The organism is Alteromonas sp. W12 (assembly GCF_001924945.1).
In the GTDB taxonomy this organism is placed as follows: Bacteria; Pseudomonadota; Gammaproteobacteria; order Enterobacterales; family Alteromonadaceae; genus Alteromonas; species Alteromonas macleodii.
The window spans coordinates 428929-445709 of record NZ_LQXH01000007.1 but is presented as its reverse complement, the minus strand read 5'-3'; the positions used below and the strand labels follow the sequence as shown (position 1 = coordinate 445709).

The 16781-nt window shown below is 44.5% G+C and carries 19 protein-coding genes; 9 read left to right on the top strand and 10 right to left on the bottom strand.

The window, feature by feature from the left end; all coding sequences use genetic code 11:
• Positions 1-22 precede the first annotated feature (22 nt).
• Positions 23-562: a 1,6-anhydro-N-acetylmuramyl-L-alanine amidase AmpD gene (gene ampD / locus AWH61_RS09550; RefSeq protein WP_075176912.1), complete on the bottom strand. Its 540-nt coding sequence runs from the start codon at positions 560-562 to the stop codon at positions 23-25.
• A gap of 183 nt (positions 563-745) precedes the next feature.
• Here ampD and AWH61_RS09545 point away from each other — a divergent pair, with 183 nt between their 5' ends.
• The 9 genes from AWH61_RS09545 (at position 746) to AWH61_RS09505 (ending at position 8459) form a co-directional block, all read left to right on the top strand.
• Complete coding sequence (locus tag AWH61_RS09545; protein ID WP_014950400.1) at positions 746-1264, top strand: retropepsin-like aspartic protease family protein; 519 nt, start codon at positions 746-748, stop codon at positions 1262-1264.
• Positions 1265-1296: 32 nt separating this feature from the next.
• On the top strand, positions 1297-2151 hold the full coding sequence (gene nadC / locus AWH61_RS09540; protein WP_075176911.1) for a carboxylating nicotinate-nucleotide diphosphorylase: 855 nt from the start codon (positions 1297-1299) through the stop codon (positions 2149-2151).
• A 569-nt stretch (positions 2152-2720) separates the two neighbouring features.
• Complete coding sequence (locus AWH61_RS09535) at positions 2721-3155, top strand: pilin (protein WP_075176910.1); 435 nt, start codon at positions 2721-2723, stop codon at positions 3153-3155.
• Between the two features lie 69 nt (positions 3156-3224).
• Positions 3225-4433, top strand: coding sequence for a type II secretion system F family protein (locus AWH61_RS09530; protein WP_075176909.1), 1209 nt, complete (start codon positions 3225-3227; stop codon positions 4431-4433).
• Positions 4434-4485: 52 nt separating this feature from the next.
• Positions 4486-5379 carry a prepilin peptidase gene (locus AWH61_RS09525; RefSeq protein ID WP_075176908.1) on the top strand — a complete coding sequence of 298 codons (894 nt, stop codon included), beginning with the start codon at positions 4486-4488 and terminating at the stop codon, positions 5377-5379.
• Positions 5380-5397: 18 nt separating this feature from the next.
• Entirely contained in the window at positions 5398-6009 is a 612-nt protein-coding gene (gene coaE, locus AWH61_RS09520) for a dephospho-CoA kinase (RefSeq protein ID WP_075176907.1), read from the top strand.
• Positions 6010-6252: 243 nt separating this feature from the next.
• On the top strand, positions 6253-7005 hold the full coding sequence (gene zapD / locus AWH61_RS09515; RefSeq protein ID WP_039227984.1) for a cell division protein ZapD: 753 nt from the start codon (positions 6253-6255) through the stop codon (positions 7003-7005).
• Between the two features lie 133 nt (positions 7006-7138).
• Entirely contained in the window at positions 7139-7366 is a 228-nt protein-coding gene (gene yacG, locus AWH61_RS09510) for a DNA gyrase inhibitor YacG (RefSeq protein ID WP_014950407.1), read from the top strand.
• A gap of 220 nt (positions 7367-7586) precedes the next feature.
• Positions 7587-8459 carry an aspartoacylase gene (locus AWH61_RS09505; protein ID WP_075176906.1) on the top strand — a complete coding sequence of 291 codons (873 nt, stop codon included), beginning with the start codon at positions 7587-7589 and terminating at the stop codon, positions 8457-8459.
• 87 nt (positions 8460-8546) lie between these two features.
• On the opposite strand, the gene AWH61_RS09500 is transcribed toward AWH61_RS09505, so the two are convergent.
• Genes AWH61_RS09500 through cheB form a run of 9 tightly spaced genes read right to left on the bottom strand, consistent with a single transcriptional unit; the run spans position 8547 to position 16767 of the window.
• Positions 8547-9836 (bottom strand): methyl-accepting chemotaxis protein, encoded by a 1290-nt coding sequence (locus AWH61_RS09500; protein ID WP_075176905.1) that lies wholly within the window; start codon positions 9834-9836, stop codon positions 8547-8549.
• 9 nt (positions 9837-9845) lie between these two features.
• Positions 9846-10214, bottom strand: coding sequence for a response regulator (locus tag AWH61_RS09495; RefSeq protein WP_014950410.1), 369 nt, complete (start codon positions 10212-10214; stop codon positions 9846-9848).
• Positions 10215-10230: 16 nt separating this feature from the next.
• Positions 10231-10965 carry a ParA family protein gene (locus tag AWH61_RS09490; RefSeq protein WP_069944754.1) on the bottom strand — a complete coding sequence of 245 codons (735 nt, stop codon included), beginning with the start codon at positions 10963-10965 and terminating at the stop codon, positions 10231-10233.
• Entirely contained in the window at positions 10962-11219 is a 258-nt protein-coding gene (locus AWH61_RS09485) for a hypothetical protein (protein ID WP_014980031.1), read from the bottom strand. The genes AWH61_RS09490 and AWH61_RS09485 overlap by 4 nt, the downstream gene beginning before the upstream one ends.
• Positions 11210-13855 (bottom strand): chemotaxis protein CheA, encoded by a 2646-nt coding sequence (locus AWH61_RS09480; protein ID WP_075177116.1) that lies wholly within the window; start codon positions 13853-13855, stop codon positions 11210-11212. Before AWH61_RS09480 ends, AWH61_RS09485 begins: the two co-directional genes overlap by 10 nt.
• A gap of 4 nt (positions 13856-13859) precedes the next feature.
• Entirely contained in the window at positions 13860-14225 is a 366-nt protein-coding gene (locus tag AWH61_RS09475) for a response regulator (protein ID WP_039227970.1), read from the bottom strand.
• A 1-nt stretch (position 14226) separates the two neighbouring features.
• On the bottom strand, positions 14227-15081 hold the full coding sequence (locus AWH61_RS09470; protein ID WP_039227968.1) for a CheR family methyltransferase: 855 nt from the start codon (positions 15079-15081) through the stop codon (positions 14227-14229).
• Positions 15074-15715 carry a HEAT repeat domain-containing protein gene (locus AWH61_RS09465; RefSeq protein ID WP_075176904.1) on the bottom strand — a complete coding sequence of 214 codons (642 nt, stop codon included), beginning with the start codon at positions 15713-15715 and terminating at the stop codon, positions 15074-15076. Before AWH61_RS09465 ends, AWH61_RS09470 begins: the two co-directional genes overlap by 8 nt.
• A gap of 14 nt (positions 15716-15729) precedes the next feature.
• A complete protein-coding gene (gene cheB, locus AWH61_RS09460) occupies positions 15730-16767 on the bottom strand; it encodes a chemotaxis-specific protein-glutamate methyltransferase CheB (RefSeq protein WP_075176903.1) in 1038 nt (345 codons plus the stop codon).
• Between the last annotated feature and the right edge of the window lie 14 nt (positions 16768-16781).

The following is a 16781-nucleotide window of genomic DNA, read 5'->3' as shown; positions in this document are numbered from 1 at the left end:
TCTGCAGTGCGGATTAGTTAAATTATTTAAACCCAGCAACGCGCATTCTATATCTTGCCCAATCGAAAGATGCACCAGGGTCAGTTTTTCGCCCTGGTGCTATATCATTATGGCCTACGATACGCCCTAAAGTGATCCGAGGATAGTATCTCGTAATAAAATCAGTGAGTTCGCCAAGGGCTTGGTACTGTGCATCGGTGTAATGCAACGTATCAGTACCTTCAAGTTCAATACCTATAGCATAGTCGTTACAGCGGCTGCGGCCTTGAAATGAAGACAGGCCCGCGTGCCATGCCCGCTGTTCAAAGGGCACAAATTGCTCTATTTCACCCGTTCGATAAATTACACAATGAGCAGAGACCCGTAACCCAGCAATTTCTCTATAGAAAGGATGTTCATCAGGATTGAGGGTTCCGGTAAACAATTGGCGAATGCCCGGCGTACCAAACTGTGAAGGAGGTAGTGAAATATTGTGTATCACTAACAGGCTAACGTCTGCGCTGTCAGGACGGGCATCATAATGCGGACTTGCTGTGTACTTTGCTTCGTTGTAAAGCACCATAGTATTTGCTTCGATAATTGATTTTCTGCGTTATAGCCTACATTGTATATGGATATAAGTGTATAGGGCTATACATTGCATTCTAATAAGCTAATCAGCACGTTAGTCCTTTGCTTAAGAGATTACGCCGAGTATTTAGCAATACGAAAAGCGGTGCACCACTATTATAAGAAAGGTAGAAGCATGAATGAACAACAAGACCCGACAGCGTCAACGGGTAAATGGATGGTTGCGCTTGCTTGGATTTGCGGTTTTGGTCTACTGGTTTTTGTTTTCTCAGATCTTTTAGAAAAACAAATTAACCCAAATAGCGAACCAACATCAGAGCGTATTGGTTCACAAACCGAAGTCCGACTTAAGCAAAATCGCCAAGGTCACTATGTGACAACAGGTTATATTAATGGTGAGGAAGTCGTATTTCTTGTTGATACAGGTGCAACTGACGTGGCCGTTCCCGCTCATTTGGCTAACAAGCTTCAACTCAAAGCGGGTCGAGAAGGGTTAGCCAGCACAGCTAACGGCGTTGTAAGAGTCGCCGAATCGACTATTGAAACTTTGCGCATTGGTGAAATTGTGGTGCGCGATGTAAAAGCAAACTTAAACCCCGGTATGCAAGATGACCATATATTGCTGGGAATGAGTGTTCTTCGCCAATTAGAGTTTACTCAGCGCGGAGAATGGTTAATATTGCGTACCCTTTAAATACACAGATAGCATAGATCATAGCGATGAAGATGACATCACCAGACATGCAAGCGATTCGAGAGCAAGTATCGAACGCGCTTATTGAAGATCTTGGCGGCGAATTAAATGCTGCAAACGACATTACGGCGAACCTGATAGATGAAAGCGTTAATGCAAAAGCCACTATTATTACGCGAGAGCCTTGCGTGGTTTGTGGAATCGCATGGGCAAACCAAGCATTTGCACTAATCGACGAGTCGGTGTCGCTAACGTGGCATGTAAAAGATGGTGACAAAGTTGATGCCAACACCGTACTGGTTAGTTTGGAAGGCTCTGCTCGCGCGATATTGACGGCAGAACGTACGGCGCTTAACTTCCTACAAACCCTGTCAGCAACCGCCACTGTTACTGCCTTTTACGCTAAGTATTTAGATGGCTCCAACACCAAAATTCTCGATACCCGCAAAACGTTGCCAGGTTTGCGGCACGCACAGAAATACGCGGTGCGTTGTGGTGGTGGTCAAAACCATCGTGTGGGTTTGTTCGATGCATTCTTAATTAAGGAAAACCACATATTTTCTTGCGGAAACATCGAAAAAGCCGTAAGCCGAGCGAAAACAATGATGCCGGGCAAGCCCGTTGAAGTAGAAGTAGAGAACTTAACCGAGCTTGAACAAGCCCTTAATGCAGGTGCCGACATTGTCATGCTGGATAATTTTTCTAACGAACAGATCCAACAGGCAGTAGCGCTCAACAAAGGTCAATGTAAACTGGAAGTATCAGGAAACATTACTGATGAACGACTGGCGTCTCTCGCTAAGCTAGGCGTAGATTACATTTCATCTGGAGCTTTAACCAAGCACGTTCAGGCCATTGATTTGTCGCTGCGCATTAATTTGTCATAGCAGAGCAAGAAAGATAAAGAGTCAAATTAAAAGCTGTAAAGGTGGATTTAACATTAGGTAAGCGAATGTGTTGCTTATCCCCTTGTACTTCCACCTTTATAACGCGGCTTCTTTGTTGCACGTGTTTTATTATAAAGATACAGTGTTTCAGTGAAATTTACGTTATCGCAATTATCACTTCCCTATACTGTGGCTTTAAATGCTGAGACCTTAATGGTTGAGGTTGCACAGTGATTTTAAATCACCGAGTAGATGTATAATTTACAATACGATTACTCGTCATTCTGTTCAGTCATTTCTCGATAATGCTTTTTGTGTATAGATAGACATACGCACTTAAGTCATTAACTTTTATACGAAAGTTCAAGTGATAAAGCCTGCCAAGGCGCGGCGAACCGTGTCATACTGAAAAAGCTAGACATAGGTATATTTGCCTATACTTGTCAGTAACAAATAAGATTCTATACTGAGTATCAAGTACCAGGGGCGTTAAATGGACGACTCGGGTATAAACGTCAATTTGAATTAGATTTAAACTTTACGTGTTATACACGTCCCGGAGAAAAACCATGATGAACATGAATACTAAAAACCAAAAAGGTTTCACCCTAATCGAACTAATGATTGTTGTTGCAATCATCGGTATCCTTGCAGCAATCGCACTTCCTGCTTACCAAAACTACACGCAAAAAGCGAAGTTTACAGAAGTAACTAACGCAACTGCGGCAGCAAAAACTGCTGTAGAGATTTGCGCACAAACTGTTGATAAAACTCTAGCGACTTGTATCGCAGGTTCTAACGGCGTTCCAGCTAAGGTCGACCCTGCCGCAACTGTTGTAGGTGTTGATGTCCAAGCTGACGGCGTTATTGTTGCAACAGCATCAGGAAATTCAGACGTTGAGAAAGCTGACGGTTCGGCCGCTACATATACTCTTACACCTGCGGCAGACGCTTCGGGCAGAGTGACATGGACTGCAGTTTGCGACCCATCAACTCTTTGCTAACCGAATTTGTTGATAAAGCCCAGTTTAACACTGGGCTTTTTTGTTTAAGTTTTACAGTGGAATGCTTCTATGGCAAAGGCTGCTACGGTATACACATGGCAAGGTAAAGATCGCCATGGCCAAGCTCGAAAAGGCGAAATTTCTGCAACCTCACTCTCAGAAGCCAAAAACCTTCTCCGTCGACAAGGCATTTCTGCAAATAAAGTTAAAAAGCTCGCTAAACCTTTGTTCGGCGGTGCACAAAAGATAAAACCTGCCGATATTTCTGTCATTTCTCGTCAAATCGCCACTATGCTCGCGGCTGGCGTAACGCTAATTCAATCTTTAGAAATGATTTCCCAGGGTCATGCCAATTCTTCGATGCGAAAACTCCTTGGTGAAATAACCGATGAAGTAAAAGCGGGTAACCCGCTCTCATCGGCCCTTAGAAAACACCCCCTATATTTCGACGATTTATACTGCGACTTGGTTTATACCGGTGAGCAGTCGGGTGCACTTGAAACCATTTATGACCGCATCGCAACCTACAAAGAAAAGGCCGAAGCACTAAAATCAAAAATCAAAAAAGCAATGTTTTACCCCATTGCAGTTTTGGTTGTTGCTTTTATTGTTACGACTATTCTCCTAGTGTTTGTTGTGCCGCAGTTTGAAGAGATTTTCAGCAGCTTTGGCGCAGAACTCCCTGCCTTCACCCAGTTCGTATTGGCTATTTCACGGTTCGTCCAAGACTACGGTATTTTTATCGCCATAGGTATTGGTGGTGCTGGGTTTATGTTTATGCGCACCTATAAGCGAAGCCAGAAGCTACGTGACACGGTAGACCGCAACATTTTAAAAATTCCCGTTATCGGCGAGATACTAAAAAAAGCCAGCATTGCGCGCTTTACCCGAACCTTAGCCACAACTTTTGCAGCAGGTGTGCCGCTTATTGGCGCACTTGAATCCGCCGCAGGTGCATCGGGCAACGCAGTATACCGCGAAGCCATTTTATACATGCGTAAAGAAGTGGCGGGCGGTATGCCAATGCATGTTGCAATGCGCGCTACACAAGTATTCCCTGACATGGTGACGCAGATGATTGCCATTGGTGAGGAGTCGGGCGCGGTTGATGAAATGCTCAGCAAAATTGCCACCATATATGAAGCTGAAGTCGATGATATGGTAGACGGTTTAACTAGCCTACTTGAACCTATGATCATGGCCGTACTTGGCGTGGTAATCGGCGGCTTGATTGTGGCTATGTACCTCCCTATATTCCAGATGGGTAACGTGGTATAACGTGGCTCAGCACAAAAAGAACGAAAATCAACAATTATAAGAACCACATACCATGGACGCGATAATTACGCTTAGTCAGCTTTACCCTGCTGTATTCTATTCCCTAGTCTTTTTTGTAAGCTTAATGGTTGGCAGTTTCTTGAACGTGGTGATTTACCGCTTGCCTATTATGATGGAACGCAGCTGGCAGCAAGAGTACCAAAGCTATTTTAGCGAGGGTGAGCCGACACCTCACGATAAAAACTCATCCGCGTCAGAAGAAGTATTTAACCTTGTAAAACCAGACAGCACATGCCCTAGCTGCGGCCACAAAATTCGCGCATGGGAAAATGTTCCTGTTATTAGCTACCTGTTCCTTAAAGGTAAATGCGCTAAGTGCAAAGTTGGAATATCAGTTCGTTACCCGCTGGTTGAATTGTTTACTGCTTTAGCCTGTACGTTTGCGGCCTATCAATTTGGTGTCACATCGCAAGCACTATGGGCCATATTGTTTACCTACATACTCGTTGCTCTGCTGTTTATTGACTTAGATAAGATGCTATTACCTGACCAGTTGACACTGCCTCTACTGTGGTTGGGGTTACTGTTGAGCACGCAACACATTTTTGTAGGCACCACCGACGCTATTATTGGCGCAGCGGCGGGTTACTTAAGTTTATGGTCTGTTTATTGGCTATTTAAACTTGCCACTGGCAAAGAAGGCATGGGCTATGGCGATTTCAAGCTGCTCGCCGCACTTGGCGCTTATACGGGCTGGCAAGGTTTGCCCATTATTATTTTGCTCTCTTCGTTTGTTGGTGCAATTGCAGGCATACTCATAATGGTGATTCAAAACAAAGGTAAGTCGCTGGCAATTCCTTTTGGTCCCTATCTCGCAGTGGCAGGTTGGCTGACACTGCTTTTTAAAGATGCCATTATTACCGCCTATCTTGATTACGTACTTTAGTTTGAAGGTGCCGGCATTATGAATAAGCAGACTCCCTTTGTAGTGGGCCTTACTGGCGGGATAGGTAGCGGTAAATCTGCTGCCACTGATATTTTTGCGTCGTTAGGCATAGACATCGTGGATGCCGACGAGGTCGCAAGAGATGTGGTTGCCGTGGGCTCACAAGGGTTGCTTCAAATAGCTGAGCATTTTGGCGAGCATATTTTGCTTGAAGACGGTAGCCTTGATCGCGCCGCACTTCGAGAGAAGGTTTTTGCTAACCCAGATGAAAAAACCTGGCTGAACGGCCTTCTCCACCCGCTTATTCGTTCTCGCATGCAACAGCTAATCATGGAATCGACTTCCCCCTATTGCATCTTGTCTGTTCCACTATTGGTTGAAAACAAGCTTACTGAAATGTGTAACCACGTAGTAGTGGTTGACTGCCCTGAAGTGCTTCAGCTTGAACGCGCCTTAAAGCGAGATGGTAGCTCTGAAGCAACGATAAAAAGTATTATGGCGTCACAAGCTAGCCGTAAAGAACGGCTGAGCGCTGCAGACCATGTATTAGACAATAGCACCAGCCTAAACGCCCTCTCTTCGCAAGTTTCGGCCTTGCATGAACACTTACTTTCGCTATCTAAAGCGTGAAGTTGATAGACGAAGTTAACGCAAAAACACATCCCTAATAACTAAATTCACCACCTAAAAGCAGGGCGTTACAGCCTTACGGATTGATTTTTGAAACTTTTTTGACCAATTAACGTCAAAGTAAAGATTTGGCGAACAAGTATACTTGGCTTAAACGCTTTGATGCTTTAGGCTTGTTGCCTTTCACTGTTCAGCTAAATTTTTAGCGACATTTCTCTAAGTCTATGTGTTTTAAGGGGTTCCATGGGTCACGCTGTTTTCGAATTTCCACTAAAGGAAAAAGTACGTAACTATTTACGTGTTGAGCAGCTGCTTGGACAACTTAAAATTACGGCTAAATCAGAACATACTCATCTGCAGCTGGTGTTCTTTGAACAGCTTTTCGAATTACTTGATCTCATTGAAAGACTGGATCTTCGCTCCGATCTCACCAAAGACCTCGAAGCCCATGAAAAGAACTTGGTGTATTGGTCTAAGCACCCGAAAATTGACAGCACCGCCTTAGAACAAGCGCTAAAAACCGTGCTTACCCTAAAACAAAAGCTAAAAACAGACCGCCGTTTTGGTAGTGCTTTGAAAGAAGATAAACTGCTAAGCGCAATCAGGCAGCGCTTTGCCATTCCAGGTGGCGCGTGCAGCTTCGATTTGCCCAATCTTCATTTTTGGTTACAACAACCCCTTGAACAACGCCTCGCTGAAATAGCGCAATGGCTTGAAACGTTAGCCTTACTCGATGATGCTATTGCTGTTAGCCTGTCGTTCATTCGCGAACGAGGTCAATTTGTCAATGTGGTTGCTGACAACGGTTTTTACCAAGGCGCTGCAGAAGATAAAAACGAGTTAATTCGCGTTAAATGTAGTGTTGATGAAGGGTATTACCCTACGCTTAGCGGCAATAAATACCGTTACGCACTCCGCTTCATGCTATTTTCTCCTCAAGAGGGCCAATCTGGCGCAGTGGAAAGCAGTATTCAGTTTCGTTTAGCTGCCTGTTAAACTTAAGACCTGTTGATGTTTGATTTACCGCAAAGATCAGCAGGCCCGAGTCTTTAATTTATTATTTCCCGTCTGCGGTAGTGATAGCAAATCGCAAACTTCGCCGTTTAGACGTATTTCACTGGAGTAAATAATGGAAGTGAAATGTCCTATTTGTGCCAAGCAGGTTGTTTGGGCACCAACAAGCGAATATCGCCCTTTTTGCAGTAAAAAATGCCAACTTATCGATTTAGGTGAATGGGCCGCTGAAGACAGAAAAATAGCCGGCAAGCCTGCAGAAGACGCAACGCCCAAGCATATCGATGTTGAAGAGATAGAGGCGATGCTAGCACAGCAATCAGATGACTTCTTTAAGCACTAATACGCGATGTCATTCCCATACAATTTGGCAAACATCAGTATTTAGGTAAATTCCACTAAGACGTATTCTCGTACAAAGCGCAGTGGTGTAGTATCGGTTTACTTGGTCTCCAAGTCGTAGGTAGATGCTCAGCAATCGAACGTATTAATTCGTCACAATATTAATCAATAGCTCGCTGCGCAGCCTTCCTCATCCTCAACCTATACAAAAAGGAACATGAATGTTTAATTCTATCGCGCTTGTTGGTGGTACTCATGGAAATGAAACCAGTGGTATTCAGCTTATTCGAAACTGGCAACAGTTTGGGCTACCTTCGCGATTTAATGAGCTAAATGTTTCGTTAAGTATCGCCAATGAAGCGGCCATTGCGGCAAACGTTCGTTTCGTAGACGAAGACTTAAACCGTCAGTTTACTTTTGAACGTTTATCGAATAACAATTCTGCGAAAGAAGCTGAGCTTGCTAAGGCTCTTAACCAACAGTTAGGGCCTAAGGGTGATTCGAACACAGATTTTGTGATTGATATTCACAACACCACCAGCGAAATGGGTGCTACGCTTATCATTTTGGAAGCGGATGAATTTCATATTCAGCTGGCGCGATACGTAAAGCAACAAATGCCAGAAGCCAACATTTTGGTAGAAGACGAAAAGCCCTTCCTTGAACATGGTTACCTGTGCACCACTGGTAAGAAAGGTGTAATGATAGAAGTGGGTGGGCAGCCACAGGGCGTGTTAAGAGAAGATGTTTACCTTCTAACACAAACCATGGCTGAAGCAATATTGGATTTTTGTGCCGCGTATAATAAAGGGCAAATCAGTACTGACGCTTTGCCTGCCTGTGAAGCTTTTCGTTTAGGCGATAACGTGTCTTTTCCGTTAGATGCTAATGGAAAACGTACCGCCATGATCCATCATTCACTGCAAGATAACGATTTCAAACCTCTCATACCTGGGGCACCTGTATTTCGGACGTTTGACGGCAAAGATATCGTGTGGGAAAACGAAACTGAAACCTACCCGCACTTTATTAATGAAGCCGCTTATTTCAAACTGGATGTGGCATTTGCCACCGCTGAACGAATAATGCTTTAAGCGTAAGTTATCTTGTTATTTGACTTACCAGCAAAAGAATAACAAAAGCACAGTCAGAAAGGCTATTGGGCCCTGATGGGCCCTTAGCTAAAAGAGTTCTATTTTTGGCTCTCGCGCCTCTTCAAACTCATTTTTCTCTTCTGGTGAAGATTCATTGATGTCAAAGTGGATTTTACGCTGATCTTCCATAACGTATTTTTCAAACATTTCTTTCGTGCTTAAATTAAAAGACTCGTCAAAATGTTCGCGATTATTGATGTAAGACGAGAATTGTCCGAACAAGCTAACAATGGCATCTTGCTCTAACTTCACGTGTTCGGTGCGCTGGCGAATAATATCTTGGAATTGAATCTTGGCTATTGCACCACTCACTTTAGACGCCACTTCCGTCGCGCTTTGTGAAAAACATGCCAGCATTTTGGGATTAAGTTCTTCTAATACCCGATAGTGGCTCGTAATGTTTTCTAACGATTCAGAAAATCCCGTCAATAGTTCACACGTGTCGTTAGCACGCGTTGAATTAAGCATTTTCTCTCCCTGGTGGTGTGCGGCATCAAGAGCGGACTTTATACCTGATTCTATTTTTTCAGCCGCTTCTGAAGACTGGGAAGACAATATACGTACTTGTTCTGCTACTACCGCAAATCCCCTTCCGTATTCTCCAGCTCTAGCTGCCTCGATAGCCGCATTTAGCGCTAATAAGTTGGTTTGTGAAGCAATATTTTTAACCAGTTCAGTGAGCTCTTTAAGGTTCTCAACTTCACGCATTACCCCTTGAATCGCTTCTGTGTCTGCGATTTGCTGTTCCCGCTGGGTGCTTATCATGGCTTTAATACTCGATAAGCGCTTTGCAGCCAGCTCAAACTCATCGGCGCTTTTTTCTTTGCAGCTAAGCGCGTTCTTCTGCCCTAACTCAACGTTATCTATACTGTCTTGAATGCTACTTTCAATTTCGTACAGCGCCTTCATCAATTCCATCGATGCATCTTCTGTGATAGCGCTTATGCCGTCCATTTGGCCTTTGAGTATGGCTACATATTCACTGACTTGAGCATGTGTTTCGTTGAGTTGCTCAGAGGTTTCTTGTAAATAACTCTCCTGTTTATTAAGACTGGCTTTGAATACGCTTATTTGCCTATGCGAATACCATGTAATAAAACTCAAGAAACCCAGAATTGTAGCAACGGTACCTGCTTGCCCATTTAATAGCTGTGGCGATATATTCAACGAAATTGCCATACTCAATATAGACACACCAACCAAACCGCTCCAAAGTAAAAGTGAGTCCTGAACTTTGTTCGTCTTATCCTTAAGCACTTTAAACTTCTCAGCGAGTACCAACTCATAATACTGCTTTGTTTTTTCAAGTACTTTCATAATCTAACCTTATGCAGTTGGCACCAACTGCTTTACTACACCTAATAACTGCTCTGGCTCAACAGGCTTAACAAGCCAACCTGTCGCGCCCGCCGCTTTCGCTTCTTCGCGACGACTCTGTTGAGATTCAGTGGTTAACATCAACATAGGGGTGAACCTGAACTTAGACTGCTGTTTCAACGTTTTAATAAGCTCTATGCCATTCATACCTGGCATGTTTAAGTCTGTGATAATTAGTTTAGGACTGATTGATTCAAGGGCTGTCATAGCCGCTTCCGCACTCTCTGATTTTGTGACCGTATAGCCCGCTCGTTTTAATAACATTTCCATGCTCATTAACATGGTGGCCGAGTCATCTACTAAGTGTATTGCGCTCATTGCATTACCTCTCGTGTTAGCCAATTAATTGTTTACATAATTCAGTATAGTCATGTGCGCCACGACTGTTAGGAGCATAGGCAAATACAGGCTTATTCTCTGCAAATGCCTCGGCGAGTTTGATGCTCTTTCTAATGGGATTAAGCACTTTGCTTCGTCCATAGCGCCCGTACCAGTTACTTAACTCCTGTCTGTGCAGCTTTAGATTTTGTTCTACCATGACAGGTAAAATAGTGAGTTTGGTTGCTCTAAATTTTCGCTCTGCCATTGCATTTCTGCAGGCATTGAGCAGTTTCTGAACACCGTCACTTGCCAGTGGAAGGGGTGTTGCTGGAATAATAATGTCGGTCGCTGCCGATAGCGCAGCCATAAGCTGCGGGCTCAATGTTGGCGGTGTGTCAATAAGAACAATATCGAAATGTTTCGTTACCGCTTCCGAGTCGCACCAGTTACGCAATACATCTAGCGTGATTTCTTCATTTGTATTCGCATTACAAGTATCAACATCGGTGGCATAAATGCTGTCAGCGCACTTCACAATAGAGGTAAAGAAGGTGTTGAGAGGCAGTTCAGTTATATCGCTTTGTTGAACGCATCCTAGTGCTTTTAAGCCATGCATAACATGGCCTTGATTATCAAGATCCAACACAATGACCCGTTTATTCGCTTGTGCGAAGCCATAAGCAAGATTTACCACCGTAGTGGTTTTCGCCGTACCGCCTTTGCGATTAGCTACCGTGATCACTCTCATTCGAACCACACTTTACTCTGCTTGTTCTGCATCATTTCAGTCAGCCAATATAGTGCATCAGCTTCAGGCCACACGCTCACTTTTGGCTTCTTCGCTAGCAATACCTGATACACAGCGGTATGTGCGCTACCTAAGGCTTTTAAATTAACTTGTCGGGAAGTCTCTTCATTCAACCAAGCAAAGAGCGCTTCAGCTTCTTCTATTTCACAATGCCCGGTCATTACCGCGACTTTCTTTTTGTAAGCTATAGGCATTTTGCTAATACCTCTTGAACGTTGATAATCAATAACACACGCCCGTCGCCAAGCAGCGCCGTTCCCGAGAAGTGAGCGTATCCGGCCAACACGCCTTCAAGCGGTTTTTGAATGACGTCAATCCCTTCGTGAAACTTATCAATGATTAATCCAAACTCTCCCTGAGGCGTTGATACCACAAGAATTGAATGCTCTTCCCTTTCTTCGGCTGCTTCGAAACCTAACGCTTCACGCAAGTCACAAAGAGGTATGAGCTTTTCGCGGATAACCAGTACGTGTTCGTTGCGAATACGCTGGATATCGGCAGTAGGCACTTTGACAGTCTCAACGACGGCATCCATTCCAACACCAAACATTTGATCATTCACTTCGAACATCATTACTCGGTTCACTGACATAGTTTGGGGCAGCAATAGTTTGAAAGTACTTCCTACTCCCACTTCGCTTTGCATTTCGATTGTGCCGCCGGCCTGACTAACCATCGTTTTTACCGCATCCATTCCAACGCCGCGCCCAGATAAATCTGACACTTGCTCAGACGTAGAAAAACCAGCGGCAAAGATTAATTGTAGCGCTTCATTATCATCCAAGTTTTCAAGCTGCGTTTCGCTGATAACCCCTTTTTGAAATGCCAAAAGCTTTATTTTTTGAGGGTCAATGCCTTTACCATCATCACGAATCTCTATGATTACGCTATCATCAAGCGGCGTTGCGATGAGGTCGATGCGACCTACTTTAGGTTTTCCTGCTGCAAGTCGCTCTGCAGGAGACTCTATGCCGTGATCTATGCTATTTCTTAGCAAGTGAATAAGCGGTTCAGATAAGGACTCAATTAAATTTTTGTCAAACTCGGTATCTTCCCCCTGCATACACAACTCGATTTTTTTATCGAGCTTTCTGGCTAAATCCCGCACTAAGCGAGGGTAGCGTTGAAATACGTGGGAAACAGGCACCATACGAATCTGAAGCACTGCACTTTGGAGCGATTCTGTTAATCGGTTAACAATGGAAAAATGGGCTTTGATTTGCTTACTGAGCTTTCTACTGCCTCCCTCTTCTTCTGCCTGCTTTGCAAGATAAGGCAGAGAATTTTTGGCAACGGTTAGCTCGCCAACAATGTCCATTAAGTAATCTATTTTTGACTGATCGACCTTGAGCATTTTCACCGCTTGGCGTTCAGCTTTTACAGGAGCAGCTGTGTCTTCTGTCGTTTCTCGTGCGTTAGCTGGCTGTGTATTAGCTGACTGTGTATTAGCTGGCTGTGTAGCCTCAGCTGTCACGTTATTCGACGTTTGTTGCGCTTGCTCGTCATTTGCTTGCGCTTGAATTGTTTCCTCATCTAACGCGTTACTAATGGCAACCGCCAGCGCGTCCTCATTTTCAAACTCAGCGCCCAGAATATTACCCACCAGCCCTGCGATAGAAGGAAACATGAACTCAGATTTATAGTTATCCGAATTTAGTAATGTGAGCTGTTGTTTCAGCATTGCTCGTTCATGCAACGCTAAGGTTTTTGGCTTAGACGCATCGCTCTTCGAGTCTCCTGCTTCGTTTGTCGAACTATTACCGACTTCAGGAGACGCATTCGTATTAGTGTCTTTACTTGAACATCCATCCTCTCGAATCTCGTTATTAAGAAAACTCAAATCGTCGATTGAAGATAGCAGGCTCAGCACAGCCCTATTAGCGCTATCATCTTCGCTGTCGTCAAAGTTCAGTGAGGCAAGCAGTAGTCCAGCGCTAGCATGCACTTGGTCTATGTCTGTGTCATTCAGGGCACTGTTTAAGGTTTCGTCGTCGATAGTCTCGACGCACTTTTGAATTTTACCGCTGCATGCAGCTTTTAAGGCTTGAGTGGAAAAACTAACGCAAGAGTACTGCCCCTCGTAATACGCCATATGCTGTTTAATTTCATCTTCGCCGGCAACGCCAAGCGCTTTGATTGAAGTGAAACAGTTATAGATATCTGCATCTTCGCCTAATTCGGGCATTTCAATATTAAACGCCTTTATTCCAGGTAAGGCTACGGTGACATTTATTGGGTCTTCTCCGCGAAAGAAGCAGCCTTCGTCGGGCGTGTACTGAATGAAATAGCAGTCTGGGCCAGTCGCTTTACAAAGTAGGTCTAAGTCAGCGTTTCTACCAAAACTGGCGATCAGTGCTATGTGCTCTTCACTTAGCGTTTGCAAGTCTGCTATTGGGCTTTCGTTGTTAACCGTGGCGCTGCTTTCATCGACTTCACTCGATGCTGTCGGGTCGATAAAGTGTCTTAATTGAGCACTAAGCTGTGTCGATATTGGTTTCCATTGCTCTACATTCTGAGAACCTACTTCGAGCTCGTCGAACCATATAGAAATTTGGTCTAAGGCTTCAAGCAACAAATCGCCTATATCATCGCTGTAGGTGACCTCGTTAGACCTTACACTATCAAGCAAATCTTCTGCTGCGTGCGCCAAGCGAGTCAAAGGTTTAATATCAAATAAATCAGAAGAACCTTTAATGGTGTGCAGGTCGCGAAAAATTTTGTCTACACGCTCAGAAGCTGGGCCCGACGATTGAATTTCTAAAAGCTCTTGGCTCGCCGACTCTAAATTCTCGCGGGACTCGCCAATAAACACATCAAGTAATTCACTCATTGGCTTACCCCCCAATCACTGCACTTACTACTGACTTCAACGTGTCTGCATCCACAGGCTTCGTCATGTAATAGTTTGCCCCACATTGATAGGCTCGTTCGGCATCTTGATTAGCCGACTCGGTGCTTATCATGATAATGGGGACCGCACGTAGTGCCTCATTGAGCCGTATTTCCTTACATAGCCTATAACCGTCCATCTTTGGCATGTTCACATCAACAAGAAACAAGTCCACATTTGTACCTATAGCTTTCTCAAGCGCTTCTACACCATTCTCCGCCTCTTCGATAATTCTGTCTGGCGAAGTCACCAGCATTTTGTGGAACATTCTTACCGTAGAGGCATCATCAACAATCATTACTGTTTTCATGTTATGCCCCTCCTGTAAGTGGCTTCTGGTAAGCAATCACATCACCGAATTTGCGTACTTTAAACATAGACGAAATACGGCTCATAGATTCGCTGTGCCCTAAAAAAATGTATCCACCTGGTTTCATCGCATCAAAGAGTACCTGCGCCGCCTTCTTACGCGATTCATCATCAAAATAAATGAGCAAGTTTCGGCAAAAAATGAGGTCAAAATGCCTAAACTGCTTCATATTATTTGCGGATAAAATATTCGCGAGCGTAAAGGATACGGACTCACGTATGTCATCACTAAGCTGGAATTGCCCATTGATTTCTTTGAAATACTTCTTCACCAGCGGGAGCGGAATGTTCTGAACAGAGCGCTTGGAATAAAGCCCTTTTTTTGCTGATGCCAGCACGTTGCTGTCAATATCAGAAGAGATGAGCTCTACATCTCTGTGCGCCAACCCTTTCCAATACTCGATAAGATATATCGCTATTGAGTAAGGCTCTTCGCCCGTACTCGAGGGTACTGACCAAATGCGCAAATCTTCTCCGGCAGGACGATAACCGTCTAACTCATCCATTATTTCTCTTGTCATCGCTTCAAATTGATATTCTTCGCGAAAGAAATACGTTTCATTGACAGTCATTGAATTCACGAGGTTTTGAAATTCTTCACCTGACGCTTGGAATCGCATGTAAGTGAAGTAACCTTTAAAGCTCGTATGACCTGTAGCCTTCATGCGTTCATGGAGACGTTTGTCTACAAAATAGCGCTTCGAGTCTTCGAAGTGGATCCCGGTTTTTCGGTAAAACATAGAGCGAAACCGTTCGAAATCGGCAGCACCTATTTTGTCTAGTGCTACACTATTCATCGGCGTTTCTCACTTGATTACGAATTAGTGAAATAACAAACTGAATGTAGTTATGATTCGGAAAGCGGCTTTCAACAGTTTGCAAAATATCCAAAGTAGACACATCAGCAATTTCAGCCAGTTTGTCCAGTGCAGTACCCACAACGTTTTCATTGTCGTCATTTAGAGCGAATTGGTGCAGCCAGTTCACTGCATCTATGTGAGCAACCGCACCTATAATGTCTACGCAGAAAATACGGGTGTCAGGGTCCTCGTCGTGCATGAGTAAATTGACATTCGCAGCAAAAATATCAGGGTTTTGCTGCATAAGCTCAATAGCCCCATTTCGCAATTGCACGTGTTCGCTTTTAAGCATGGTAATAACCTGCGAGGCATGACTTTGAGTCATATCATGCTCGAGCGCGCTAAATAAAGCCTCGATCACTGTTGGGTCATCTTCTTGTGGCAATCGATATATAAAGGCGTCGTGCGCATCTTTTTGGCCACTCAAATCTCTTACTGCCCACCGGCGCACATCACTGTCGTTCGAGTTTAGGTCGCTAATGAGTTGCTCTTTCGTTCGAGGGTGTTCGCGCTTTTCCTCAAAGTCATCGGAAACATCGGCAATAGGTTCTACTTTCTTCTTGAGACCCATAATTACTTCTCCTCTTAACGACAAAGCGCATTCAATTTAGATGCGACTTTGGGACTATCTAGTACGAAGCTGGCGCAACCCGCTTCAATAAGCTCTTTTGGCATACCGAAGACAACTGAGGTCGCCTCACTCTCTGCGATCGTTGTCGCACCTTCTTTAAACGCTTTGCTCATAGCGGCAACACCATCACACCCCATTCCGGTCAGCTGTACGCACAGCATAGAAAGTGGCTTGTAGCAGTTAAGTGCGCTGTCTACCATACGATCCACACTTGGATGCCACAGAAAACTTGGGCTTGATGGCACAGGGCGCGCTGAGACTTCACCGCCGGTTTTTGAGAAGGCAAGATCAGCATCCCCCTTTGCAAGATAAACATTGCCAGCCTTTATGGGCATCTTCGCATTCACCTCAACCACGTTGAGCGGACTGATTCCGTCCAAGCGCTTAGCCAGCGCACTGGTGAAAGAGGCTGGCATGTGCTGTGAAATAACGATAGGAATCGGAAATGCGGGGCTTAAGTTAGCTACCAGGTGTTCAAGCTTTTTGGGACCACCAGTGGAAACGCCTACCAGAACGACTTCAAAGGGTACGCTCGTTTTGTGGCGAACAACTTTCTGTGTCACGACTGGGGGCGGTTTAATTGTAGGACGCTGTGGTTTGCCAGTTTTGGCTAGGGCGTGAATTTTGTTTATTAAAGGCGCCTCTAAATCTGAAATATCCCGCGAAACAGTGCCCCCTGTTTTTAACACAAAGTCACTTGCGCCAAGCGCGAGTGCCTCTAGGGTAATGGTGGCTCCCTTTTGCGTAAGCGAAGACACCATGATAATAGGACAAGGATAAAGTTTCTTGAGCATCGCCAGACACGTCATGCCATCCATTACCGGCATATTAATGTCCAGTGTTATACAGTCTGGCTCGAACTCTACAGCTTTAGTTAGCGCTTCTTCGCCGTTACGTGCTACTTGAACAATAAAGCCCTCTTTCTCGAAGAGTTGCGTGAACAGCTTTCGCATTAACGCGGAATCGTCGACGATAAGTACTTTTACTGTCATAAATAACCTCGAAT

Coding starts and splice junctions, on each gene's coding strand:
- AWH61_RS09525 (WP_075176908.1), top strand. CDS start 4,486: ATGGACGCGATAATTACGCTTAGTCAGCTTTACCCTGCTGTATTCTAT.
- cheB (WP_075176903.1), bottom strand. CDS start 16,767: ATGACAGTAAAAGTACTTATCGTCGACGATTCCGCGTTAATGCGAAAG.
- AWH61_RS09485 (WP_014980031.1), bottom strand. CDS start 11,219: ATGCCTATAGCTTACAAAAAGAAAGTCGCGGTAATGACCGGGCATTGT.
- ampD (WP_075176912.1), bottom strand. CDS start 562: ATGGTGCTTTACAACGAAGCAAAGTACACAGCAAGTCCGCATTATGAT.
- AWH61_RS09545 (WP_014950400.1), top strand. CDS start 746: ATGAATGAACAACAAGACCCGACAGCGTCAACGGGTAAATGGATGGTT.
- AWH61_RS09500 (WP_075176905.1), bottom strand. CDS start 9,836: ATGAAAGTACTTGAAAAAACAAAGCAGTATTATGAGTTGGTACTCGCT.
- AWH61_RS09505 (WP_075176906.1), top strand. CDS start 7,587: ATGTTTAATTCTATCGCGCTTGTTGGTGGTACTCATGGAAATGAAACC.
- AWH61_RS09495 (WP_014950410.1), bottom strand. CDS start 10,214: ATGAGCGCAATACACTTAGTAGATGACTCGGCCACCATGTTAATGAGC.
- AWH61_RS09530 (WP_075176909.1), top strand. CDS start 3,225: ATGGCAAAGGCTGCTACGGTATACACATGGCAAGGTAAAGATCGCCAT.
- nadC (WP_075176911.1), top strand. CDS start 1,297: ATGACATCACCAGACATGCAAGCGATTCGAGAGCAAGTATCGAACGCG.
- AWH61_RS09480 (WP_075177116.1), bottom strand. CDS start 13,855: ATGAGTGAATTACTTGATGTGTTTATTGGCGAGTCCCGCGAGAATTTA.
- AWH61_RS09470 (WP_039227968.1), bottom strand. CDS start 15,081: ATGAATAGTGTAGCACTAGACAAAATAGGTGCTGCCGATTTCGAACGG.
- AWH61_RS09490 (WP_069944754.1), bottom strand. CDS start 10,965: ATGAGAGTGATCACGGTAGCTAATCGCAAAGGCGGTACGGCGAAAACC.
- AWH61_RS09535 (WP_075176910.1), top strand. CDS start 2,721: ATGATGAACATGAATACTAAAAACCAAAAAGGTTTCACCCTAATCGAA.
- coaE (WP_075176907.1), top strand. CDS start 5,398: ATGAATAAGCAGACTCCCTTTGTAGTGGGCCTTACTGGCGGGATAGGT.
- yacG (WP_014950407.1), top strand. CDS start 7,139: ATGGAAGTGAAATGTCCTATTTGTGCCAAGCAGGTTGTTTGGGCACCA.
- zapD (WP_039227984.1), top strand. CDS start 6,253: ATGGGTCACGCTGTTTTCGAATTTCCACTAAAGGAAAAAGTACGTAAC.
- AWH61_RS09475 (WP_039227970.1), bottom strand. CDS start 14,225: ATGAAAACAGTAATGATTGTTGATGATGCCTCTACGGTAAGAATGTTC.
- AWH61_RS09465 (WP_075176904.1), bottom strand. CDS start 15,715: ATGGGTCTCAAGAAGAAAGTAGAACCTATTGCCGATGTTTCCGATGAC.